This is a genomic window from Ideonella benzenivorans (genome assembly GCF_020387415.1).
Taxonomy (GTDB): domain Bacteria; phylum Pseudomonadota; class Gammaproteobacteria; order Burkholderiales; family Burkholderiaceae_C; genus Ideonella; species Ideonella benzenivorans.
This window is the reverse complement of record NZ_JAGWCB010000010.1, coordinates 253,282-274,172: the sequence shown is the minus strand read 5'-3', so window position 1 is coordinate 274,172 and position 20,891 is coordinate 253,282. Positions and strand designations below refer to the sequence as shown.

The 20,891-nt window shown below is 64.4% G+C and carries 22 protein-coding genes; 13 read left to right on the top strand and 9 right to left on the bottom strand.

What is annotated here, in order from left to right:
• Positions 1 to 48: 48 nt before the first annotated feature.
• The 7 genes from rfbH to KGA65_RS09885 are packed head-to-tail and all read right to left on the bottom strand — an operon-like array spanning position 49 to position 8,224.
• Positions 49 to 1,401, bottom strand: a complete 1,353-nt coding sequence (rfbH, locus tag KGA65_RS09915; protein ID WP_225863451.1) for a lipopolysaccharide biosynthesis protein RfbH — start codon at positions 1,399 to 1,401, stop codon at positions 49 to 51.
• Positions 1,398 to 2,468, bottom strand: a complete 1,071-nt coding sequence (gene rfbG, locus KGA65_RS09910) for a CDP-glucose 4,6-dehydratase (RefSeq protein ID WP_225862983.1) — start codon at positions 2,466 to 2,468, stop codon at positions 1,398 to 1,400. The genes rfbH and rfbG overlap by 4 nt, the downstream gene beginning before the upstream one ends.
• Positions 2,465 to 3,238, bottom strand: a complete 774-nt coding sequence (gene rfbF / locus KGA65_RS09905) for a glucose-1-phosphate cytidylyltransferase (protein ID WP_225862982.1) — start codon at positions 3,236 to 3,238, stop codon at positions 2,465 to 2,467. Before rfbF ends, rfbG begins: the two co-directional genes overlap by 4 nt.
• Before the next feature lie 26 nt (positions 3,239 to 3,264).
• Entirely contained in the window at positions 3,265 to 4,275 is a 1,011-nt protein-coding gene (locus KGA65_RS09900; RefSeq protein ID WP_225862981.1) for an FAD-binding oxidoreductase, read from the bottom strand.
• A 51-nt stretch (positions 4,276 to 4,326) separates the two neighbouring features.
• Positions 4,327 to 5,427, bottom strand: coding sequence for an MraY family glycosyltransferase (locus KGA65_RS09895; protein ID WP_225862980.1), 1,101 nt, complete (start codon positions 5,425 to 5,427; stop codon positions 4,327 to 4,329).
• A 56-nt stretch (positions 5,428 to 5,483) separates the two neighbouring features.
• Entirely contained in the window at positions 5,484 to 6,599 is a 1,116-nt protein-coding gene (locus KGA65_RS09890) for a Wzz/FepE/Etk N-terminal domain-containing protein (protein WP_225862979.1), read from the bottom strand.
• Between the two features lie 2 nt (positions 6,600 to 6,601).
• Positions 6,602 to 8,224, bottom strand: coding sequence for an SLBB domain-containing protein (locus KGA65_RS09885; protein ID WP_225862978.1), 1,623 nt, complete (start codon positions 8,222 to 8,224; stop codon positions 6,602 to 6,604).
• A gap of 493 nt (positions 8,225 to 8,717) precedes the next feature.
• Between KGA65_RS09885 and KGA65_RS09880 the strand changes: the two genes are divergently transcribed.
• On the top strand, positions 8,718 to 10,145 hold the full coding sequence (locus KGA65_RS09880) for a DEAD/DEAH box helicase (protein WP_225862977.1): 1,428 nt from the start codon (positions 8,718 to 8,720) through the stop codon (positions 10,143 to 10,145).
• Between the two features lie 43 nt (positions 10,146 to 10,188).
• Here KGA65_RS09880 and KGA65_RS09875 read toward each other — a convergent pair whose 3' ends face one another.
• Complete coding sequence (locus KGA65_RS09875; RefSeq protein WP_225862976.1) at positions 10,189 to 10,965, bottom strand: SAM-dependent methyltransferase; 777 nt, start codon at positions 10,963 to 10,965, stop codon at positions 10,189 to 10,191.
• On the bottom strand, positions 10,962 to 11,567 hold the full coding sequence (locus KGA65_RS09870; protein WP_225862975.1) for a Maf family nucleotide pyrophosphatase: 606 nt from the start codon (positions 11,565 to 11,567) through the stop codon (positions 10,962 to 10,964). Before KGA65_RS09870 ends, KGA65_RS09875 begins: the two co-directional genes overlap by 4 nt.
• 47 nt (positions 11,568 to 11,614) lie before the next feature.
• Between KGA65_RS09870 and KGA65_RS09865 the strand changes: the two genes are divergently transcribed.
• The 12 genes from KGA65_RS09865 to KGA65_RS09810 all read left to right on the top strand — a co-directional run bounded on the left by KGA65_RS09865 (position 11,615) and on the right by KGA65_RS09810 (position 20,844).
• Complete coding sequence (locus tag KGA65_RS09865; RefSeq protein WP_225862974.1) at positions 11,615 to 12,154, top strand: YceD family protein; 540 nt, start codon at positions 11,615 to 11,617, stop codon at positions 12,152 to 12,154.
• A 205-nt stretch (positions 12,155 to 12,359) separates the two neighbouring features.
• A complete protein-coding gene (rpmF, locus tag KGA65_RS09860) occupies positions 12,360 to 12,542 on the top strand; it encodes a 50S ribosomal protein L32 (protein WP_225862973.1) in 183 nt (60 codons plus the stop codon).
• 127 nt (positions 12,543 to 12,669) lie between these two features.
• Complete coding sequence (gene plsX / locus KGA65_RS09855; protein ID WP_225862972.1) at positions 12,670 to 13,731, top strand: phosphate acyltransferase PlsX; 1,062 nt, start codon at positions 12,670 to 12,672, stop codon at positions 13,729 to 13,731.
• Positions 13,732 to 13,752: 21 nt separating this feature from the next.
• Positions 13,753 to 14,730, top strand: a complete 978-nt coding sequence (locus KGA65_RS09850) for a beta-ketoacyl-ACP synthase III (RefSeq protein WP_225863450.1) — start codon at positions 13,753 to 13,755, stop codon at positions 14,728 to 14,730.
• 40 nt (positions 14,731 to 14,770) lie between these two features.
• Positions 14,771 to 15,709 carry an ACP S-malonyltransferase gene (gene fabD, locus KGA65_RS09845; RefSeq protein WP_225862971.1) on the top strand — a complete coding sequence of 313 codons (939 nt, stop codon included), beginning with the start codon at positions 14,771 to 14,773 and terminating at the stop codon, positions 15,707 to 15,709.
• Positions 15,706 to 16,449 carry a 3-oxoacyl-ACP reductase FabG gene (gene fabG / locus KGA65_RS09840; RefSeq protein WP_225862970.1) on the top strand — a complete coding sequence of 248 codons (744 nt, stop codon included), beginning with the start codon at positions 15,706 to 15,708 and terminating at the stop codon, positions 16,447 to 16,449. The genes fabD and fabG overlap by 4 nt, the downstream gene beginning before the upstream one ends.
• A gap of 72 nt (positions 16,450 to 16,521) precedes the next feature.
• Positions 16,522 to 16,761, top strand: a complete 240-nt coding sequence (gene acpP, locus KGA65_RS09835; RefSeq protein WP_022983099.1) for an acyl carrier protein — start codon at positions 16,522 to 16,524, stop codon at positions 16,759 to 16,761.
• 35 nt (positions 16,762 to 16,796) lie between these two features.
• Complete coding sequence (gene fabF, locus KGA65_RS09830; protein ID WP_225862969.1) at positions 16,797 to 18,041, top strand: beta-ketoacyl-ACP synthase II; 1,245 nt, start codon at positions 16,797 to 16,799, stop codon at positions 18,039 to 18,041.
• Between the two features lie 276 nt (positions 18,042 to 18,317).
• The gene (locus KGA65_RS09825; RefSeq protein WP_225862968.1) at positions 18,318 to 18,491 is read left to right on the top strand and encodes a hypothetical protein; all 174 of its coding nucleotides are present in this window, start codon (positions 18,318 to 18,320) and stop codon (positions 18,489 to 18,491) included.
• Entirely contained in the window at positions 18,488 to 19,102 is a 615-nt protein-coding gene (gene rpoE / locus KGA65_RS09820; protein ID WP_225862967.1) for an RNA polymerase sigma factor RpoE, read from the top strand. Before KGA65_RS09825 ends, rpoE begins: the two co-directional genes overlap by 4 nt.
• Positions 19,086 to 19,775 carry a sigma-E factor negative regulatory protein gene (locus KGA65_RS09815; protein ID WP_225862966.1) on the top strand — a complete coding sequence of 230 codons (690 nt, stop codon included), beginning with the start codon at positions 19,086 to 19,088 and terminating at the stop codon, positions 19,773 to 19,775. The genes rpoE and KGA65_RS09815 overlap by 17 nt, the downstream gene beginning before the upstream one ends.
• Before the next feature lie 73 nt (positions 19,776 to 19,848).
• On the top strand, positions 19,849 to 20,844 hold the full coding sequence (locus KGA65_RS09810; protein WP_375142634.1) for a MucB/RseB family sigma factor regulatory protein: 996 nt from the start codon (positions 19,849 to 19,851) through the stop codon (positions 20,842 to 20,844).
• Positions 20,845 to 20,891: the final 47 nt, after the last annotated feature.

Here is a 20,891-nt window from a genome sequence, read left to right as displayed (position 1 = left end):
TGTATGAAGCAGCGACGAAAGCCTTTTGCTTGGGTCGCACAGTGAATATCAGAAGCCAATGCCGAAGAATTCCTCAAGCTTCTCCGCGATGTAATCCAGCTGTTCCCGGCCCAGAGCTGGGAACGTACCCAGCCAGAAGGTCTGGTTCATTACGACGTCGGTGTTGGCCAGGTCGCCGCTGATCCGGAAGTTCCGACCGGCCATGTAGGGCTGCTTGGTCAGGTTCCCTGCGAACAGCAGGCGCGTGCCGATCTTGTTTTCTTCCAGAAAATTGATCAGGTCAGCCCGTTTCACGCCGGCGCTGTCCTTCACGATCAGCGGGAAACCGAACCACGACGGTTCGCTCTTCGGCGTGGCTTCCGGCAGGTGCAGGAATTGCTCGACGCTGGCGAGACGGCTCTTCAGATAGGCGAAATTGGCGCGGCGCTTGGCGATGAACTCCTCAAGGCGGTCCATCTGCGCCAGCGCGCAGGCGGCCTGCATGTCGGATATCTTCAGGTTGTAGCCCAGGTGGCTGTAGGTGTACTTGTGGTCGTAGCCATCGGGCAGGTCACCACCCAACTCTTTTTTGCTCCAGCAGAAGCGCTTGTTGCAGGTGTTGTCCTTGCCGGGGGGGCAGTAGCAGTCTCGGCCCCAGTCGCGGAAGGATTCCGCGATCAGCTTCAGCTCGGCGTTGTTGGTGAACACCGCGCCGCCTTCACCCATCGTGATGTGGTGGGCGGGGTAGAAGCTCAGCGTGGCGATGTCACCGAACGTGCCAACGAGCTGGCCGTTGTAGGTGGCTCCCAGGGCATCGCAGCAGTCTTCCACCAGCCACAGCTTGTGCTTCTTGCACAGGGCGGTCACCACGTCCAAGTTGAACGGGTTGCCCAGGCTGTGGGCCAGCATGATGGCTTTGGTCTTGGGGGTGATGGCCGCCTCGATCTTGCTGGCGTCGATGTTGTGCGTGGCCAGGTCGACGTCGACAAACACTGGTACCGCGCCAAACTGCACGATGGGGTTTACGGTTGTCGGGAAACCGGCGGCCACGCCGATCACCTCGTCGCCCGGCTTGATGGCTCGCTCACCCAGTTTCGGACTGGTCAGCGTGGAGAACGCCACCAAGTTTGCCGACGAACCGGAGTTCACCGTGATCAGGTACTTCACGCCGAGAAACTGTGCCAGACGCTGCTCGAACATGGCGTTGAAGCGACCGGTGGTCAGCCAGCCGTCCAGCGAGGCGTCGACCATCATCTTCAATTCGTTCGCACCAATGACCTTGCCGGACACCGGCACGGCGGTCTGGCCGGGCACGAAGGGCTTGGGCGCGTATGCAATGTCGGCATACTGCTGCACCAGCTCGCTGATCTGGCTGCGCAGTTGGTCCAGCTGCGGTTGGAAGTTCACGGGGGTGGCGCTCATACGGTCGCTTGGTATTGGGAGATTTGGTTCAGGCAGAGGGCCCGCATGTCCTGGCCAGCCAGCCAAGCCTGATGCCATTCGGTGATGCGGGTTAGCGCGGTCTCCAGCGACCAACGCGGGGCCCACTGCAGACGCTGGCGCGCCTTGGAGATGTCCAACTTCAGGAAGTTGGCCTCATGGGGATGCTCGCCTGGCTGCAAGGTCCAGGAAGCACCGTTTCCCCAGCTGGCGCACAGGTGCTCGACGATCCATTGGACGGGACGGGCATCCTCATCCCGGGGGCCGAAGTTCCAGCCCTCCGCAGCGGTCTGGCCTTGGGTGTACAGCTGCTCGGCCAACAGCAGATAGCCTGAGAGCGGTTCCAACACGTGTTGCCACGGGCGGATCGCATGAGGATTGCGGATCAGCACGGGCTCTTGCGCCTGCAGGGCGCGCAGGATGTCGGGAACCAGGCGGTCAAGCGCCCAGTCGCCGCCACCGATGACGTTGCCGGCACGGGCCGTGGCCATGGCGATACCCGCATCCTTCAGAAAGGACTTGCGATAGGCTGAGCTGACCAGTTCCGCGCAACCCTTGCTGTTGGAATAGGGATCGTGGCCGCCCATCGGCTCGTCTTCACGATAGCCCCAGACCCACTCGCGATTTTCGTAGCACTTGTCGGTGGTGATGTTGACGATGGCCTTGACGGAGCCTGCGTGGCGCGCGGCTTCCAAGACATGCACCGTGCCCATCACATTGGTGGCATATGTCTCGACAGGCTGTTGATAGGACAGACGCACCAGAGGCTGCGCCGCCATGTGGATGACGATTTCCGGCTGGAATTCGCTGACCAGGGCTTGCACGGCGGCAAGGTCACGGATGTCTGCGATGCAGTGATCCATCCCCGCTGCGACGTGTGCGACCTCAAACAGCGAAGGCTCTGTCGGCGGGGGCAGGGCCACACCTCGCAGGGATGCGCCCATGGATTGAAGCCACAGGCTAAGCCAACTGCCCTTGAAGCCCGTGTGGCCTGTGAGCAGGACGCGTTTGCCTTGCCAGAAGTCAGAGCTGATCTTGGCGGTGCTCATTTCCAGCTCTTCCAGGGGGCTTTGTCGGAAGCCCAGAGCTCTTCCAGATAGATCTTGTCGCGCAATGTGTCCATTGGCTGCCAGAAGCCCTGATGCTCATACGCCATCAACTCGCCGTCCGCGGCCAGGCGCTGCAGCGGCTGCTGTTCCCAGATGGTGGCGTCACCATCCAGATAGCCCAACACCTTGGGCGAGAGCACGAAAAAACCGCCGTTGATCATGGCACCATCGCCTTTGGGCTTTTCCTGGAAGCTCAACACCCGTCCTTGCTGAAGCTCAAGCGCACCAAACCGACCTGGGGGGAACGTGGCGGTTACTGTGGCTGCTTTGCCGTGCCGCTTGTGGAAGGCAATGGTGGCGCCGATGTCGACGTCGCTGACGCCATCGCCATAGGTGAAGCAGAACGCTTCTTCATCCCGGATGTAGTCGGCCACACGGCGCAGTCGGCCACCGGTCATCGAGTTTTCGCCAGTGTCCACCAAGGTGACCGTCCACGGCTCGGCACGCTTTTGATGGACTTCCATTTGGTTGTTTCGCATGTCAAACGTGATGTCCGACATGTGAAGAAAATAGTTGGCAAAATATTCCTTGATGACATAGCCCTTGTAGCCACAGCAGATGACAAAGTCATTGACGCCGTGCTGAGAATACATCTTCAGGATATGCCACAAGATTGGCTTTCCGCCGATTTCGACCATTGGCTTGGGGCGTACAGAAGTTTCCTCGCTAAGTCTGGTGCCCAGGCCACCGGCCAGAATCACTGCTTTCACTGAAATCTCCTAAATAAATTCAAAAATCAAGCTGCGGCCGAAGTCGATGCGACAAACGCATCTGAGTGGAATTGGCCGGGGGCCAATCCGGCCGTAAGCAACTGGGAGCGGGCGGAGGCAATCATGGCTTCGGACCCGCAGGCATAAACATGAAAATTCTCCAAGATTGGACGTTCATTCAATAGTATGTCCTGCACGTGGCCACGTGCACCCGCCCAAGTCGATTCACCTCGTGACAAGACGGGGATAAATCGGACATTTTGAAATTGGTTCGGTGTCCAATACAAATCTCTTTCGTGCCGACCGCCCCAATAGACGCTGACGCTGCGAGGTTGAGCTTCAGTCTGTAGTGTTGACAACCCCTCCAGAATAGCCTTTATGGGCGCGATTCCTGTTCCGGTGGCCAAGAAAACCAAGTCTTTGTCGGCTTGCCCACGCACAAAGAACGTGCCCAGCGGGCCACGAAGCCGTAACAGATCATTGACCTTGGCCGTGTGGAACCAATACTGGCTCATCGCGCCGCCGTTCACTTCCCGGATGTGCAATTCGATCGATCGATCAGCGCGAGGCGCATTGGCAATCGAATAGCTGCGGCGCAGACCTTCCGGTCCAATGATATCGATGTACTGTCCAGGCAGAAAATCAACCGTGGCTGTGGGCGGTAGACGAAGCGTCACCCGCATGACGTCTTGGGCCAACGGGCTCAATGACAGGATTCGGCACGGCAATGTCCTTGCCTCTGGCAGGGAAATATCGCCCAGGTCTGCAATATCCAATTGCACGGGCCCAAGCGCCTGACGAATACAGGTCAGAACGTACCCCTGCTGGTGTTCCGCCTCGGTCAGTCCAGTTTCAGTTTGCTGCGCAACAGTCTCTCCCGTGATGACTCTTCCCTTGCAGGAACTGCAGCGACCTGTGCGGCAACTGTAATTGAAGACGATGCCTTGTCGCTGGGCCGCGTCCAGCAAGGTTTCATCTCCTTGGGCCCAAAAGGTACGCCCATCAGGCAGGGTGACAGGATAAGCTTCAATGTTCACGGGCTTGGCTTGAGATATGTCTTCGGACGGCTGCGATTGGAGCTGAGAGCATCAACCTTTTCTCGGACTGATCCAGGCGGGCGTCTGGAACCGGACAATGCGCCAGTACAGCCACAAATAAACCAGGAAGAAGGCGAACAGAGAAATAACCAACGCTGTCGTATGGTCCCACCACAGGGCTACGGGAAGAACTGCCAGCGAGTTGAGGGCCCACAGGTAGGGCGAGGTCATGGAATTTCTGTGGATTTGGGTGGCCGTGTTTCTTCCCCGCTGGGCCCAGCGCATTTGGCGGCGATAGATCAGGGTGTGCAAATGCACCCCGTCTGGCTGGCTGACGGGACGGCCTTGCAGTACTTTGCGGCGGTACATCGTGAAGACCGTTTCGAACACCGGGTACGCCACCAGGACCAGCGGCGCAAAGGGAGAAACTGATGGATTGCGGGCCACCAGCAGCAAGCCAAATTCCGCCAACAGGAAGCCCAACAGGTAGGCACCACCATCGCCCAGGAAGATCAGGCCCTGCGGGTAGTTCCAGATGAAAAAGCCCAGCGTAGCACCCAAGGTGGCCAGCGCCATGGAGGCAAGCAACACGTCGTTGACTTGCAGGGCTACGTAGCACAGCGCAGCCAGCATCAGGGCCACAGACATTGAGGCCAGGCCGTTCAAGCCGTCGATCAGGTTCACGGCGTTGACGAGGCCAGCCACGTAGAACACCGTGAGGAACACCGCCAACGGAAACCACGCTGTGATGGCCCAGTCCAGAAAGCCCATGCTGGTGCGAACCAGAACAGCGTTCAGCAGCCAGATGGCCAGCAGGCCGGATACCACGGCGCCGAACAGACGCCGACGTGGGGAAACAGCCTTGGTGAAGTCCTCCACCAGTCCCAAGCCAAAGGCGGGTAGCGCACACAGCAGGAGCAGAAGTGCTTGCTGCAGCACGGACGTTTCGGTGCGCAGCAAGGGGAGAACGCCCGCCAACAGTCCGCAGGCAATGCTCAGGCCACCGATGCGCGGCACGATCTTGGCGTGCATCTTTTGGGGGCCGCTGAGGTCAGCATCGGCCGACCACCGCTTGTGCCACCCTGCCGACACCACAATGGCGAATGAAGCCAACGCAGCTGCGGCGAATGACAGCGCAAGTATCCAGATCATGTCTATGTTTGCTCCGTGCTCAGAGGGGCGTTGGGATGTTCCACTGCCCTTGGCCGTCAAGTCGGAGTTTTAGTCTCGGAGCGGCTAAGAAGAAGCAATCGTGATGCCGCGATGATCAGGGCGATCAGTGCCGCCCCCATGATGAACAGCCTGCGGGAAGGTTTTGATTTCTGTTCAGCTGGCTTGGCCACGTCCACGACTTGAATCAGTGCACCTTCGCGGCTTTCGTCCACACGGGCCATTTCGTATTGTTTGGCCATCAGGTCAAACAGAGTCTCTTGATACTTGAATTCACGGTACTTGGAAACGTAATCCGCACCTTTGCTCTCCGGGGCTTCATTGCGCTCAAGCTCGGAGAGCTTGGACCGTAGGGCGCCGACCACGGCGTTTTGCTGTCGCACCTCGGGAGCTCCATCTGCAAGGGAATTGCGCAGAGCCTGGGACTTGACTTCAGCTGCGGACAGTTCTGCGCGCAGGCGGGCGTAATCGTCTGCGGCCGCCCTGGGCTCGGTCTTGAGGGCGCCCATGCTGAACCCGCTGTCCTGCAAGGCTAATTGCGCGGCCACCAGGCGGGACTTGGTGTCCTGCATCTGCTTTTCAAAGAACACACGGCGCTGCTGGGCTTCCGACACCGCGAGATGACCGGTCATGTAGCGCAGTTCTTCGACGTATCGGTTGGCCATGTCGGCGGCACGCTTGGGGTCGTGATCCTCCACCGCAACGCTGATCAGGCCGTCTTTCTTCCCCGCGGTGATCTTCGAACTGGCCGCCAGCTTCTTGCGCGCATCCTGGCGGTATTTCGCCTCGTAGAGTTCCATCAGCTTGAACCGATCGATCATCCGATCCGCCACCGTGACGCTTTGCATCAGGGCGATGTATTGTTCGGCTGGACTCTTCACGGCAGAGCCACCGGCCAGACCGGCCAATGCTCCCAGCGAGGCCAAAGCACTGGCTGCGCTGCTTTGCTGCTGCTGCGGGGGCAGGAAGGTGGTAGTAGACGTGAAGGAAGGCTTCACCAAGTAGCTGCCAGCGTAGCCGATGCCGCCGGCCACCAGTGCCACGGCCAGCAGTTGCTTCCAATGCTGAAAGAGCGGTTGAACCAGCGCCCGCAGGTCCAGCCCGTCGTCTTCATCTTCGGAATAGGGGGGGGCGGAGGTCGTGTTCGTATTCATGCTCACAGCCCCAGCGCAGCGATACCGGCCAGACCCAAGCCCAGCTGATAGATGATCTGAGTCCAGTCCTTCGCGTCCTGCACGCCCGTGGTCTTGTTCAGCTCCTCGGGTACGAACAGGGTGTCGCCCGGCAACGCCGCCAAGCTGCGGAAGTCGGAGGCGCCGTTGCTGAAAGTGCCCGAGAGCTGATGGGCGCTGACCACCGTGCCATTGGCTCGCACCACGAACATGCTGCCCGGGTCGGCCCCCTTGGTGGGGCCGCCAGCTTGCTTCAGGTAGTCGTTGAGGGTGCGGTTGTCATTGAAGATGAAGCTGCCAGTGTTGAAGACGCTGCCGAACACCCCGACCGAGGTGCCGCGGGCCGGGATGGTGATGCGGTCGCTGTCTTCCAGCACCATGTCGGGCAAGGTGTTCGTGTCGGGCGTGAGCGGCAGAACGACGCGGCCGGTGGGACGAACCTGGCGCAGCCGTTCCAGCAGTCGGTTGTTGGCGTTTTCGGACGCTGACAGCGAACTGGCCTCTTCTGCGGAGGAGACACGCCGGCTGGCGGTCGACTTGGCGGTCTCGGTTTCGAGATCGCGCAAGGCGCGGTCGAAGTTCTGCTGCTGAACCTGCCGCACGCTTTCACGGGTGAATTCAGTGCCGAACAGGAAGGCCTTGGGGGTGAGTCCACCGGCGGCATTGAGCGCGTCGGCCAGCGTGGCACCGGGGGCCAGAACGTAGTCGCCGGGGCGAGCCACTTCACCATCGATGTGCACGCGCTTGGCCTGCCGGTCCTTGGGCAACACAGAGGCCAGGGTGCTGGCCACCTGAATCACATCGCCAGCGGCCAAAGGGGTCTTGGTGCCCTGGGCCTGTGCGATGTTCACCTGCTGCACGCGCACGCCGGACTTGTCGGTCAGATGCTCAATCGACACACTGCTGCGGTCGGCCACGGCGTTGAAGCCGCCGCCCATGGCCAGCAGGTCGCCCAGGTTCTCACCGGTCTTGAGTTCGTAGACGGCGGGCTGGTTTACCGCGCCGATCAGGCCCACCTGGGTGCCGACAGGGGCGATGTGGATCACGTCGTCCGGCTGGACGATCTCATCGGCAGCCCGATCGCCGTGCAACAGCAGGTCATACAGATCGAAATGGCTGACCACCTGCTTGCCCCGGCGCAGGGTGATGTCGCGGAAGCTGCCGGCAGCAGAGGGGCCACCGGCCTTCATCAGGACGTGCAGAACGGACGACAGGGCGCTCACGTTCACGCTGCCCGGCCGCAACGCGAAACCGGTCACGAACACGCGGATCGAGCGCAGCCGCCCCACCGAAGCCGACACCTGGAAGTTGCGGAAGGTCTGTCCCACCTGTCGGGTGATGACACTGTTGAGCTCGCTTTGTCGAACGCCGCCCACCTGCACGGCGCCCACGCGGGGGATGGCAATGCGGCCGTTGCGGTCCACGGTGAGATGCAGGTCCGCATCGGCGGAGCCCCAGATGGTCACCGCCACCTCGTCGCCGGGCTTCACGATGTAGTCAGACGGGGCCTGGGGCAAGGGGTCCAGGCCCATGCTGGCTCCCCAGGCGGGATCCGTGATCAGGTCAGCGCCGAAGCGCCGCACAGGCTTGACGGCGACGAGGGGCATTTCTCCCGATTTGGTGACGCTGAGGCGTGCTCCCAGGTCCTGGACATAGCGCTCGAATTCATTGGGAACGTAAGAGGGAGTCTGTTGGTTCTGGAACGCGGAATCCTGCCGGTTCGAGCCCGACGTGTTGGCCTGGTTCTGGTACCCCGCATTGCTCCGCAGCCGCGTACTGCTTTCGGAGGTGTTGGCGTCTGGGATATTCGTGCTGTTGACGCCAGCGCCGGTGTTCAGCGCGTTATCGACGGCCACCGGGGTGGCTGCGGACTGTGCCCAGCCAGTCTGCTGCGCCAACATGCACACGACTGCGCCGATCAGGTGAAGACGAAGGGAAGACCACTGCTTTCGACGAGCGCTGTTGGGCATTGGTGAGGCGTTATGCGAGATAACCAGGTGCGGAAAGATCCCAAGATTCTAGCTGCGGCCTCTGGGGCAATCCGGGGCGCCGAAAGGGGCGGCGCACGTCAATGATGCGGAACGGTGATAATCAGAGGCAATGCAAGAAGAACTCGCCCCTGTCCGTTTCGACACACTCCCCCTCGACCCCAAGCTCCTGCGAGCCGTGGCCGACCAAGGCTACGCCTCCATGACGCCCATCCAGGCCAAGGCCATTCCGGTGGTGCTGAGCGGTCAGGATGTGATGGGGGCGGCGCAGACGGGCACCGGCAAGACGGCTGCCTTTTCGATTCCACTGCTGCAGAAGATGTTGCGGCACGAAAACCCCAGCATGTCCCCGGCACGGCACCCGGTGCGCGCGGTGGTGTTGGCACCCACCCGTGAGCTGGCGGATCAGGTCGCCCAGAACGTCAAGGCCTATGCCAAACACACCAAGCTGCGTGTGGCGGTGGTGTTCGGCGGGGTGGACATGAAGCCCCAGACGGCCGAGTTGAAGGCCGGTGTGGAGGTGCTGATCGCCACCCCGGGCCGCCTGCTGGACCACATCGAGGCCAAGAATTGCGTGCTCAATCAGGTGGAGTACGTGGTGCTGGATGAGGCGGACCGGATGCTGGACATCGGCTTCCTGCCGGATCTGCAGCGCATCCTCAGCCATCTGCCCCAGACCAATCGGCAGACCTTGCTGTTCTCCGCCACCTTCTCGCCCGAGATCAAGCGGCTGGCCGGCAGCTACCTGCACGATCCGGTGCTGGTGGAGGTGGCCCGCCCCAATGCCACCGCTTCGACGGTGGAGCAGCGCTTCTTCAGCGTGTCCGATGACGACAAGCGGCGCACCATCCTCAAGCTGCTGCGCGACCGCGACATCAAGCAGTCGATCGTGTTCGTCAACTCGAAGCTGGGAGCTGCGCGTCTGGCCCGCTCCTTCGAGCGCGATGGTCTGCGCACGGCGGCACTGCACGGCGACAAGTCGCAAGACGAGCGTCTGAAGTCGCTGGCAGCCTTCAAGGCCGGTGAGGTCGACTTGCTGGTGGCAACCGACGTGGCCGCCCGTGGCTTGGACATCGCCGACCTGCCGGCGGTGTTCAATTTCGACGTGCCATTCAATGCGGAGGACTATGTGCACCGCATTGGTCGCACCGGCCGGGCGGGGGCCTCGGGAATCGCGATGACCCTGGTCACACGCGAGGACAGCCGCCTGATCGCCGACATCGAGAAGCTGATCAAGAAGAAGATCGACCTGGAGGCGGTCGAGCTGGACGATGAGCGTCCGCGGCGAGCCCCCCAGCCGCGCGAGGAGTGGGCGGGTGGCGAGCGGGCAGAGGTGGCGCCAGCGCCACGGCGCAGCGAACCGCGGGCGCCCAAGGATCCCTTCTTTGACCGTCCCTACGAAGCCAGTGAGCGTGCCGAGCCGGCGGCCTGGGAGCGGGCGGTGCCCGTCAAGCCGGCGCCCTCGGCCGCTCGCGCGTTGCCCAACATCCGCTCGAAGCGCAAGGTGGCGGCCCTGCTGGGTGGCGGTCCCAAGGCCTGAACAGGCCGGTGTCCGTGCTGGCGGCGGGGCCGGTGCTCGGCGTTCAGCTGGCGAGCCAGAGAAACACGGCGGGCAGGCGGTCCGGCATCGTGGGCAGTGGGTGGCGCCGCCAATCGGCAATGCGTCGGGTCAGGCAGAAGCCGCCTGGGGATGTCAGTCCGCAGGCCACGCTGAGCCGGGTGTCGGGTTGCAGCAGATGAACCAGGGCTTCAAGCAAGGCCTGGTTGCGATAGGCTGTCTCGATCACCAGCTGGGTCTGCCCCTCGCGGCGTGAGCGTTGCTCCAGTTCCCGCACGCGTTGCGCGCGTTCGCTGGCGCTCTGAGGCAGGTAGCCCTCGAAGGCAAAGCGTTGGCCATTCAGACCACTGGCGGCCAGGGCCAGTGTCAGTGAGCTGGCGCCCGCCAGGGGCTCCACGGTGACGCCGGCTTCATGTGCGGCCTGTACCAGGGCAGCCCCCGGGTCGGCCACCGCGGGCAGGCCGGCATCCGACAGCAGGCCCAGATCCTGTCCCGCCAAGGCGGGGGCCAGCAACTCGCGCCACGCCGAGGCGGGGATCTGGCTGCCGGCCTCGCCCTTGCGGGGGCGGGGCAATTCTGTGATCTGAAGTGATTGCAGTGGCTGGGCCAGCGGCACCAGGGCATCGACGCGCTTGAGAAGCGCACGGGCGGTCTTGGCATTCTCGACCACCCAGTGGTTCAGGCGGGCAGCCCGTGCTATGGCGGCGTGGCTCAACACATCGGTCAGCGGGGACGGTTCGGTGCCCAGGTCCAGCGCGTTGGGGACCAGCACCAGCCGTCCGGTCGTTGGGGCATCGCTCATCGGGCCCCCAGCAGTGGATCCAGGCCGGCGGCCCTCAGCAACTCGCAGGTGCGGATCAGGGGCAGGCCGATCAAGGCGGTGGGATCGTCGGACTCAATGGCCGACAGCAGGGCGATGCCCAGGGTCTCGCACTTGGCGCTGCCGGCGCAGTCGTAGGGCTGCTCCAGTTGCAGGTAGTGCTCGATCTCGGCATCCGTCAGTGCCCGGAAGCGCACCTGCACGGGCGCCAGTCGAACTTCGGCGAACCGGGTGGCCGGGCGGACCACGGCCACCGCGGTTTGGAAAACGATGTCGCGGCCGCTCATGCGTCGCAACTGGGCCACGGCGCGCGCATGGTTGCCGGGCTTGCCCACGGGTTCGCCGCCGACATCGGCCACCTGGTCCGAGCCGATCACCACGGCACCGGGGTGCAAGGCGGCCACGGCCTGGGCCTTGGCCAGGGCCAGCCGCTGGGCCAGTGCGGCCGGCGTCTCGCCCGCCAGAGGGGTTTCATCCACCTGGGGGGAAACGCAGCGGAAGGGCAGTCGCAGCCGCTCCAGCAGTTCGCGCCGGTAACGCGACGTGGAGCCCAGGATGAGGTGGGGCGTGTTCTCGGTCAGCATCGCGCCATTGTCCCATCGGCATGGCGGCGCCCCGTTACACTGCCGCCATGACGACGACACAGGATCCGCGCAAGCTCGACATGGCGCGCCTGGCCAGCCAGGGCCAGGTTCTGGAGGGACGGTGGCCGCTGGCGGTCCTGCCTCGGCTGGCAGAGATGCACCTGCCCAGCCAGCCAGCGGCCGAGGTGCACTGGCGGGCCCAGGGCGAACTGCGTCCTGTGCTGGGTGGGGAGGCCGAGATCTGGCTGCACCTGCAGGCCGAGGGGGCGGTTGCGATGAGTTGCCAGCGCTGCCTGGCCCCCGTGACGGTGCCGCTGGAGGTGGACCGTTGGATCCGTTTCGTGCGTGGGGAGCATCAGGCGGCCGAGCTGGATGCCGACAGCGAGGACGATGTGTTGGCCTTGCCCCGCTGGCTGGATCTGGCGGAACTGGTCGAGGATGAGCTGCTGTTGGTGCTGCCCATCGTGCCGCGTCACGAGGTCTGTCCGACGTCCCTGCCGCAGGCGGTGGGGGAGGAAGTGATGGAAGAGGGGCGGGCCAATCCATTCGCAGTGCTGGCGGGCATGAAGCGACCGTCGTCGCGGTGACGGCTCTGTTGGAGCCTCGCTTGGCATCTGCTATACTTTCTGGCTTTCCGCATTCCAGCTGCCACATTGGCGCGTTGCGGGGTGGGTGCTGACTCCTGGTGGAGGGCGCTCTTACCCCGTCGGACAAACGTTCCGGATGCGGGCCAGTTACACCGGGGCCTTTGTGGTCCCATTCGCCGGGACCCCGGCGTCCCAGGAGAATTCCATGGCCGTTCAGCAAAACAAGAAGTCGCCTTCCAAGCGTGGCATGCACCGTTCGCACAATGCCCTGACCCAGCCGGGCACGGCGGTCGAGGCGACCACGGGTGAAGTGCATCTGCGTCACCACATCAGCCCGACCGGTTTCTACCGTGGTCGCAAGGTGCTGAAGACCAAGGCGGAAGCCTGATCTCGCGAAGTGAATGGGCCGGCTTGCGCCGGCCTGCAGCTTCAGTGCGGACGTCACGCTGTGAATCGGGCCGCCTGGCCTGAATACCTTGTCCGAAACCGCATCTTTCCTGACGCCTCTCAGTCGCGTGCGCATCGCCGTGGACTGCATGGGGGGCGATCACGGCCCTTCTGTCATCCTGCCGGCCTGCCAGGCCTTCTTGGCTTCCCACCCGGAGGCCGAGTTGCTGTTGGTCGGCACCGCGGAGGCGTTGGCTGCCACCACGGGCTGGTCGCGCTGTCAGCGCATCACCGCCAGCGAAGTGGTGGCCATGGACGATCCTGTCGACGTGGCGCTGCGCCGCAAGAAGGACTCCTCCATGCGGGTGGCCATTTCGCAGTTGAAGCCTGACGAAGCGGGTGGGGTGCAAGCTGACGCCTGCGTGTCGGCCGGCAACACCGGGGCCTTGATGGCCGTGGCGCGCTACGTGCTCAAGACCCTGGAAGGCATCGACCGCCCGGCCATCGCTTCGGTGCTGCCCAACGAGCGGGGTGAATTCACCACCATGCTCGACCTGGGGGCCAATGTCGACTGCTCGCCGGAGCACCTGCTGCAGTTCGCCATCATGGGCTCGGCCCTGGTGGCGGCGGTGGAAGGACGGGCCAACCCCAGCGTGGGCCTGCTCAACATCGGCTCCGAGGTGATCAAGGGCAGCGATGTGATCAAGCGCGCCGGCGACCTGCTGCGCTCCGCAGCGGCCGACGGCCACCTGAACTACCACGGCAACGTCGAAGGCAACGACATCTTCGAGGGTACGACCCATGTCGTGGTCTGCGATGGGTTCGTGGGCAATGTGGCGCTGAAGACCACCGAAGGCCTGGCGCACGCGCTGTCCCAGTTCATCCGTGAGGAATTCACTCGGACCTGGTGGACCAAGCTGGCGGCCCTGGTGGCCCTGCCGGTTCTCAAGCGCTTCCGGGCCCGGGTCGATCCGCGGGGCTACAACGGCGCCGCGTTGCTTGGTCTGCGCGGTTTGGTCTTCAAGAGCCACGGCGCGGCCGATGCCTATGCCTTTGAGCGTGCGCTCTCGCGCGCCCATGATGCGGCCCGCAACCGGTTGCTCGACCAGGTGCGGGGCCGTATTGTTCACACCCTGCGGTCCATGCCCGCGCAGCCGACGGTGCCCGATGGGGTGCCTTCCGCGGGCTGAACTTCTTCTGCATCCATGACACTGCCGCGTTACACCCGCATCACTGGCACGGGCAGCAAACTGCCCGAGCGTCGCGTCAGCAATGACGAGCTGGCAGCCGAACTGGCCGCCCGTGGCCTGGAGACCTCGGACGCCTGGATCGCCGATCGAACGGGCATTCGCGCGCGCCATTTTGCGGCACCCGAGGTGAGCTCCAGCGATCTGGGAGCCGAGGCGGCCCGTCAGGCCATCGCGGCGGCGGGCGTTCAGCCGGCCGACATCGATCTGATCATCGTGGCCACGTCCACGCCCGACATGGTGTTCCCATCCACGGCCTGCATCGTGCAGCGCAAGCTGGGGATCACCCAGGGCGCGGCCTTCGATCTGCAGGCGGTGTGCGCAGGGTTCATCTACGGCCTGAGTGTGGCCGATGCGATGATCCGCAGCGGTGCCGCCCACCGGGCCCTGGTGATCGGCGCCGAGGTGTTCTCCCGCATCTTGAATTTCAACGACCGGACCACCTGCGTGTTGTTCGGCGATGGCGCCGGTGCCGTGGTGCTGGAGGCCTCGGACGAGCCGGGCATCCTCGCCACGCGCCTGCATGCCGATGGGCGTCACGTCGAGGTGCTGTGCACGCCGGGGACGGTCTCTGGCGGGCAGGTGATTGGTTCGCCCTTGCTGCACATGGATGGCCAGGCGGTGTTCAAGCTGGCCGTGCACGCGCTCGATCATGTGGCGCGTGAGGTGCTGGAGGCCGCCGGCCGACAGGCCGAAGACGTGGACTGGCTGATTCCTCACCAGGCCAACCTGCGCATCATGCAGGGCACCGCGCGCAAACTGAAGCTGCCGATGGACCGCATGATCGTGACCGTGGACGAACACGGCAACACGTCGGCCGCATCGATTCCCCTGGCGTTGGACGTGGCCGTGCGCAGCGGCAAGGTCCAGCGGGGCGACACCCTCATGTTAGAAGGGGTGGGGGGCGGGTTCACCTGGGGGGCGGCGCTGATCGACTACTGAGTCGCATCGGCCCGGCTTCACAACAGAGCTGTAACAAGCCATGACCAAATTCGCAGTCGTTTTTCCGGGACAGGGCTCCCAGTCGGTGGGCATGTTGGATGCCTGGGGTGATCACCCCGAGGTGGCGCGTACCCTGGATGAGTCCAGCAACGTGCTGGACCGGGACCTGCGCTCCCTGATCCACGAAGGGCCGAAGGAGCAGCTGGACCTGACCACGAACACCCAGGTGGTGATGCTGGTGGCGGGACTGGCCTGCTACCGCGTCTGGTTGGCCGAGACCGGCCTCACGCCGGTCGCGATGGCCGGCCATTCGCTGGGCGAATACACCGCGCTGGTGGCGGCTGGTGGCCTGACCCTGGCCGACGCGCTGCCGCTGGTGCAGTTGCGCGCCCAGGCCATGCAGGATGCCGTGCCCGTCGGTGCCGGTGCCATGGCGGCCATCCTGGGGCTGGAGTCCCAGGTGGTGCGTGCAGGCTGCGCGGAGGCCGCCCAGTCCACGGGTGAGGTGGTCGAGGCCGTGAACTTCAACGATCCCAAGCAGACCGTGATCGCGGGGACCAAGGCGGGCGTCGAGGCAGCCTGCGCCACGCTCAAGGGCATGGGGGCCAAGCGTGCGCTGCCCCTGCCGGTGTCGGCGCCGTTCCACTGCAGCCTGATGAAGCCGGCGGCCGAGGCGCTGAAGACACGTCTGGCCACGACGGCTTTCGCCGAACCGGCGATCCCGGTGATCAACAACATCGATGTCCAGGTCGACAAGACCGCTGACTACATCCGCGACACGCTGTACCGTCAGGCCTTCGGTCCGGTGCGCTGGGTGGAAGTGGTTCGCGCCCTGCGCGCCCGGGGTGTCACCCATGTGCTGGAATGCGGCCCGGGCAAGGCCCTGTCGGGCATGGTGACCCGCATCGATTCGGAGCTGGTGACCGGCAATGTGTCGGATCCGGCCTCCTTGGCCAAAACGAAGGAACTGCTGGCATGAGCGAGACGACCGCCCAGATCGCCCTGGTGACCGGGGCCACCCGCGGCATCGGCCGTGCGATCGCCCTGGCCCTGGCCCAGCGCGGCTACCGTGTGATTGGCACGGCCACCTCCGAGGCGGGGGCGCAAGGCATTCGGGAGGCACTGTCGGCCTTTGCGGGCTGCGATGGCCTGTGCCTGAACGTCAACGACGCCGCCGGTGTGGAGTCGGCCGTGGAGCAGATCGTCAAGACCCATGGCGGGCTGCATGTGCTGGTCAACAACGCCGGCATCACCCGCGACCAGCTGGCCATGCGCATGAAGGACGAGGACTGGGATGCGGTGCTGGACACCAACCTCAAGGCCGTGTTCCGCGTCAGCCGTGCCGCCATCCGGCCGATGATGAAGCAGCGTTTCGGCCGCATCATCAGCATCACGTCGGTGGTCGGCGCTTCGGGCAACCCGGGGCAGGCCAACTATGCGGCCGCCAAGGCCGGGGTGGCGGGCATGTCCCGTGCACTGGCGCGTGAACTGGGTAGCCGCAACATCACGGTCAACTGCGTCGCGCCGGGCTTCATCGCCACCGACATGACCGAGGTGCTGCCGGAAGCGCAGAAGGCGGCGCTGATGCAGCAAATCCCCCTGCAACGTCTTGGAAAACCCGAGGAAATCGCCCATGCTGTGGCCTTCCTCGCGTCCGCCGAGGCGGGTTACATCACTGGAACAGAGCTGCACGTCAACGGCGGCATGTTCATGAACTGAATCCCCACACCGGAGCGCTGGGTCTGCCAGCGTAGAATCCGGCCGTTTTACGCAATCCCTCCTGGAGGAGTCATGAGCGATATCGAAGCACGCGTCAAGAAGATCATTGCCGAGCAACTGGGCGTTCCCGAAGCCGACGTCACCAACGAGAAGGCCTTTGTGGCCGACCTGGGTGCCGACTCCCTGGACACGGTGGAGCTGGTGATGGCCCTCGAAGACGAGTTCGGCATCGAGATCCCTGACGAGGAAGCCGAGAAGATCACGACCGTGCAGCTGGCGATCGACTACGCCAAGGCCCACGCCAAGGCCTGATCGGCCTTGGGTTGTTTCCTGATCCGATCTCACGCATGACCCGTCGACGCGTTGTCATCACCGGCCTGGGGCTCATCAGCCCGGTCGGCAATACGGTGTCCGAGGGCTGGGCCAACCTCATCGCAGGGAAGTCCGGCATCGCACCGATCACGAAGTTTGATGCCTCTGGCATCGCCTGCCAGTTCGCCGGTGAAGTCAAGGGCTTCCATGTCGAGGATTACATCCCCGGCAAGGAAGCCAAGCACATGGACACCTTCATCCACTTTGGGGTGGCGGCGGCCATTCAGGCGGTGAAGGATGCCGGGCTGCCGATGGGCTCCACGCTCAGCGAGGAGCAGGCCGAGCGCATCGGCTGCATGATCGGCTCAGGCATCGGGGGCTTGCCGGAAATCGAGGCCACCGCCCGCACGGTGGTCGAGCGGGGTCCGCGCCGGATCTCGCCGTTCTTCGTGCCCGCCTCGATCATCAACATGATCTCGGGTCACGTGTCGATCCATTTCGGCTACACGGGACCCAACCTCGCTGTGGTGACGGCCTGCACGACCGGTCTGCATTGCATCGGCCAGTCGGCCCGCATCATCGAGTACGGCGATGCCGACGTGATGATCGCCGGTGGTTCCGAATCGACGGTCGACATGCTGGGGGTTGGTGGTTTCGCGTCGGCCCGTGCACTGTCCACCCGCAACGATGATCCAGCCACGGCCTCCCGTCCCTGGGACAGGGACCGCGACGGCTTCGTGCTGGGCGAGGGCGCAGGTGTGATGGTGCTTGAAGAGTACGAACACGCCAAGAAGCGCGGTGCCAAGATCTATGCTGAAGTGATCGGCTTTGGCATGGGCAGCGATGCCTACCACATGACGGCGCCGAACGTGGACGGCCCCAAGCGGTCCATGAAGGCGGCGTTGCGCAACGCCCAGATCAACCCTGAGGATGTTCAGTACCTGAACGCCCACGGCACCTCAACGCCGATCGGGGATCTCAACGAGACCAATGCCATCAAGCTGGCCTTTGGCGACCATGCCAAGAAGCTGGTGGTGAACTCGACCAAGTCCATGACCGGCCACTTGCTGGGCGGTGCGGGCGGCATCGAGTCGGTGTTCTCGGTGCTGGCGCTGCATCATCAGATCTCGCCGCCGACCATCAACATCTTCAACCAGGATCCGGCATGCGACCTGGACTACTGTGCCAATGTCGCGCGGGAGATGAAGATCGACGTGGCGGTGAAGAACAACTTCGGATTTGGTGGCACCAACGGCACGTTGGTGTTCCGGCGCCTCTGAGCGCGCTCCGAAGCTGAGGCGGGCCCGATGCACACGGCGCCGCCTGCCACCTGTCCGCTCGCTCGCCGTGGGTTCTGGCCCGCGGCCTGTTCGCTTGTCTGTGCCGCGGGCATGAGCGGTCTGGCTCTCTCGCTGGGTGCGGAGTCTGCCTGGGCGGTTGGCGTGGCCACTGTGTTGGGGGGGCTGCTGGCCTCTGCCGCGTGGCGTCGGCGGGTTCCCGGGGAACTGGCGTGGACCGGTGCCTGTTGGACTCTGGCCGGGCGGTCGCTGACCGGCATGACGGTCGTGTGGGATGGCGGCCGTTGGCTGCTGGTCCATGCGGTTGACGCGCAAGGACAGGGCCGCCGCACCCGTTGGTTGCCGCTGGACGCGGCGGATGCCCGCTCGCCTGCGCAGTGGCATGCGGTGCGTGTTGCGTTGCAGCAGGGCCGGCAGGGGGCGCAGGCATGACGACGCCGCAAGCCGACGCCGACGCCGCGCTGGTCGAGCGTGTCAAACAGGGGGATGTGCGGGCCTTCGAGATGCTGGTGGTCAAATACCAGCGCCGGATCGAACGCCTGATCGGACGCATGGTGCGCGACAGCGACCTGGTGTTCGACATTGCCCAGGAAACCTTCATTCGGGCCTATCGCGCCCTGCCGCAGTTTCGCGGCGACTCGGCCTTCTACACCTGGCTCTACCGCATTGCGGTGAACACCGCGAAGAAGGCGCTCGCGGACCTCAAGCGCGATCCGGTGATCACCGAGGCGGCGTTTGCGGTGTCCAGCGACGAGGATGAAACTTCCTCTCCCCAAACGGAACAAACCGACATGGCCACACCCGATGCGGTATTGGCCAGCAAGGAGATTGCCGCGACGGTGAACGCCGCGATCGATGCCTTGTCGGAGGATCTGCGGCAGGCGATCACCCTGCGGGAGATCGAAGGCTTGAGCTATGAAGAGATTGCGGAAGTGATGAATTGCCCGATCGGCACGGTCCGATCGCGCATTTTTCGCGCCCGCGAGGCGATTGCCCAGCGACTTCGGCCTTTGCTGGACACACGCGATGGAGAACGTTGGTGAGGCCAGTATGGCTGCTGGAGTGTCAGAGATGATGTCGGAGCCCCTGAGCGAGCGTGAGCTGGTCCGTGCCTGCCTGTCGGCCATGGCCGATGGTGAAGCCTCGGATGCCGAGATGCGCGACGCCCTGCGCGCGTGGCGCGAGGATGAGGACTGTCGTGCGGAATGGCATGGTTATGCGCTGATCGGCGACGTGATGCGGTCTGACGACCTCGGCAGCGTGGCGGCGCATGACGCCCGCTTCCTCGGCAGTCTGCGCGAACGTCTGGCCCAGGAGCCGGTGGTGCTGGCACCCTTGCCGGCGGCGGCATCGGTTGACAGCGCCGCCGCATCGAATGTGGTGTCGCTGGACACGCGCCGCCGATGGCATCAGATGATCGTCTCGCACCGCACCTGGACCACAACGGCGGCTGTCACGGCTGGTTGCATGATGGCGGTGGGGGCGGCCATGGTCTGGCGCTCACCGGCCTCCGGTGTCCTTCCCGTGGGTGTTGAACTGGCGCAGGCGCAGGCCTCTGCCGCACCTGCGTCCATGGTCGAGCTGACGTCGCTGCCGATGCAGCGCAATCCGCAGCTCGACCGCTATCTGATGGCTCATCGGCAGTTTGCCCAAGGGGCCGCTCTGGCTGCACCGGGGGGCGTGCGCGAGGTGGCACTGAGCCCGGACAGCCAGTGAAGTCCTGAGGCGGAACGTCCACATGCAGTGTTTTGATGGGCGAGGCCAGCGACGAGGGTGGCTGGCCGCCACGTTGGGAAGCTGGTTGCTTTGCGTTGGACCGGCATGGGCCGCCGGTGGGTTGCCTGTACCCGCCGCTGACGCCGCGAGTGCGTCCGGGCTGTCTGCCCGGGCCTGGTTGATGCGCAGTCAGTCCGCCGCATCGACGCGCAACTACCAGGGCACCCTGGTGGTGAGCGGGGGCGGGGCTGTCAGCAGCACCCGGGTGGCGCATTACTGCGAGGGCAACCAGCAATACGAGCGCATCGAGGCGCTGGACGGCGAGCCGCGCAGCATGTGGCGCCACAACGATCTGGTGCAGACGGTCTGGCCGCGGGCCCATGTGGCGGTCATCGAGCAGCGCGATCCGCGTGCGATGTTCCCGGCGCTGCTCTCGGGCACTGGCGGCAAGCGGGTGCTGGAATGGTATGAGCTGCGCTCCTTGGGGCGTGACCGTGTGGCGGGCTACGACGCCGATGTGGTCTTGCTGAAGGCGCGCGACATGGTGCGCTTCAGCCAGCGCCTCTGGGCCGAGCGGCAGACGGGCCTGCTGCTGCGCTCCGAGGTGCTGGGGCTCAATGGTCAGCCCTTGGAGTCGGCCGCCTTCTCGGAGTTGTCCATCGGCGTGAAGCCGCAACCTGAACTGGTGCAGGCCGCCATGCGCAAGCTGGACGGCTACCGCGTCTTGCGGCCCGTCGTCCAGCCTGCCACGCTGGAAGGGGAAGGCTGGACACTGACGTCCTTGCCTCCGGGATTTCGCGAGGTGCATTGCGCCAAGCGCAGCCTGGACCCGATGGGGGCGTCGGCGGCCCCCACCGTGCTGCAGGCCATCTATTCGGATGGGCTGACGCACGTGTCCCTGTTCATTGAACCTTTCCAGCCGGGGCGCCACCAAGGCGAGGTCAGCGTCACCATCGGGGCCACTCACACACTGATGGGACGGCGGGATGACTTCTGGGTCACCATCATGGGCGATGTGCCCTTGGACACCCTGAGACGTTTCGCCACCGCGCTGGAACGCAAGCGCTGAGCCCACCGGGCACAGCCCATCACCATATCCGGGGCCGGTCGGCCCCA

What these genes read in the sequence shown, in the direction of transcription:
- rfbH (WP_225863451.1), bottom strand. Translation starts at nt 1,401, where the DNA reads ATGAGCGCCACCCCCGTGAACTTCCAACCGCAGCTGGACCAACTGCGC.
- rfbG (WP_225862983.1), bottom strand. Translation starts at nt 2,468, where the DNA reads ATGAGCACCGCCAAGATCAGCTCTGACTTCTGGCAAGGCAAACGCGTC.
- KGA65_RS09895 (WP_225862980.1), bottom strand. Translation starts at nt 5,427, where the DNA reads ATGATCTGGATACTTGCGCTGTCATTCGCCGCAGCTGCGTTGGCTTCA.
- KGA65_RS09890 (WP_225862979.1), bottom strand. Translation starts at nt 6,599, where the DNA reads ATGAATACGAACACGACCTCCGCCCCCCCCTATTCCGAAGATGAAGAC.
- KGA65_RS09885 (WP_225862978.1), bottom strand. Translation starts at nt 8,224, where the DNA reads ATGCCCCTCGTCGCCGTCAAGCCTGTGCGGCGCTTCGGCGCTGACCTG.
- KGA65_RS09880 (WP_225862977.1), top strand. Translation starts at nt 8,718, where the DNA reads ATGCAAGAAGAACTCGCCCCTGTCCGTTTCGACACACTCCCCCTCGAC.
- KGA65_RS09875 (WP_225862976.1), bottom strand. Translation starts at nt 10,965, where the DNA reads ATGAGCGATGCCCCAACGACCGGACGGCTGGTGCTGGTCCCCAACGCG.
- KGA65_RS09870 (WP_225862975.1), bottom strand. Translation starts at nt 11,567, where the DNA reads ATGCTGACCGAGAACACGCCCCACCTCATCCTGGGCTCCACGTCGCGT.
- KGA65_RS09865 (WP_225862974.1), top strand. Translation starts at nt 11,615, where the DNA reads ATGACGACGACACAGGATCCGCGCAAGCTCGACATGGCGCGCCTGGCC.
- rpmF (WP_225862973.1), top strand. Translation starts at nt 12,360, where the DNA reads ATGGCCGTTCAGCAAAACAAGAAGTCGCCTTCCAAGCGTGGCATGCAC.
- fabD (WP_225862971.1), top strand. Translation starts at nt 14,771, where the DNA reads ATGACCAAATTCGCAGTCGTTTTTCCGGGACAGGGCTCCCAGTCGGTG.
- fabG (WP_225862970.1), top strand. Translation starts at nt 15,706, where the DNA reads ATGAGCGAGACGACCGCCCAGATCGCCCTGGTGACCGGGGCCACCCGC.
- acpP (WP_022983099.1), top strand. Translation starts at nt 16,522, where the DNA reads ATGAGCGATATCGAAGCACGCGTCAAGAAGATCATTGCCGAGCAACTG.
- fabF (WP_225862969.1), top strand. Translation starts at nt 16,797, where the DNA reads ATGACCCGTCGACGCGTTGTCATCACCGGCCTGGGGCTCATCAGCCCG.
- KGA65_RS09825 (WP_225862968.1), top strand. Translation starts at nt 18,318, where the DNA reads ATGACGGTCGTGTGGGATGGCGGCCGTTGGCTGCTGGTCCATGCGGTT.
- rpoE (WP_225862967.1), top strand. Translation starts at nt 18,488, where the DNA reads ATGACGACGCCGCAAGCCGACGCCGACGCCGCGCTGGTCGAGCGTGTC.
- KGA65_RS09815 (WP_225862966.1), top strand. Translation starts at nt 19,086, where the DNA reads ATGGAGAACGTTGGTGAGGCCAGTATGGCTGCTGGAGTGTCAGAGATG.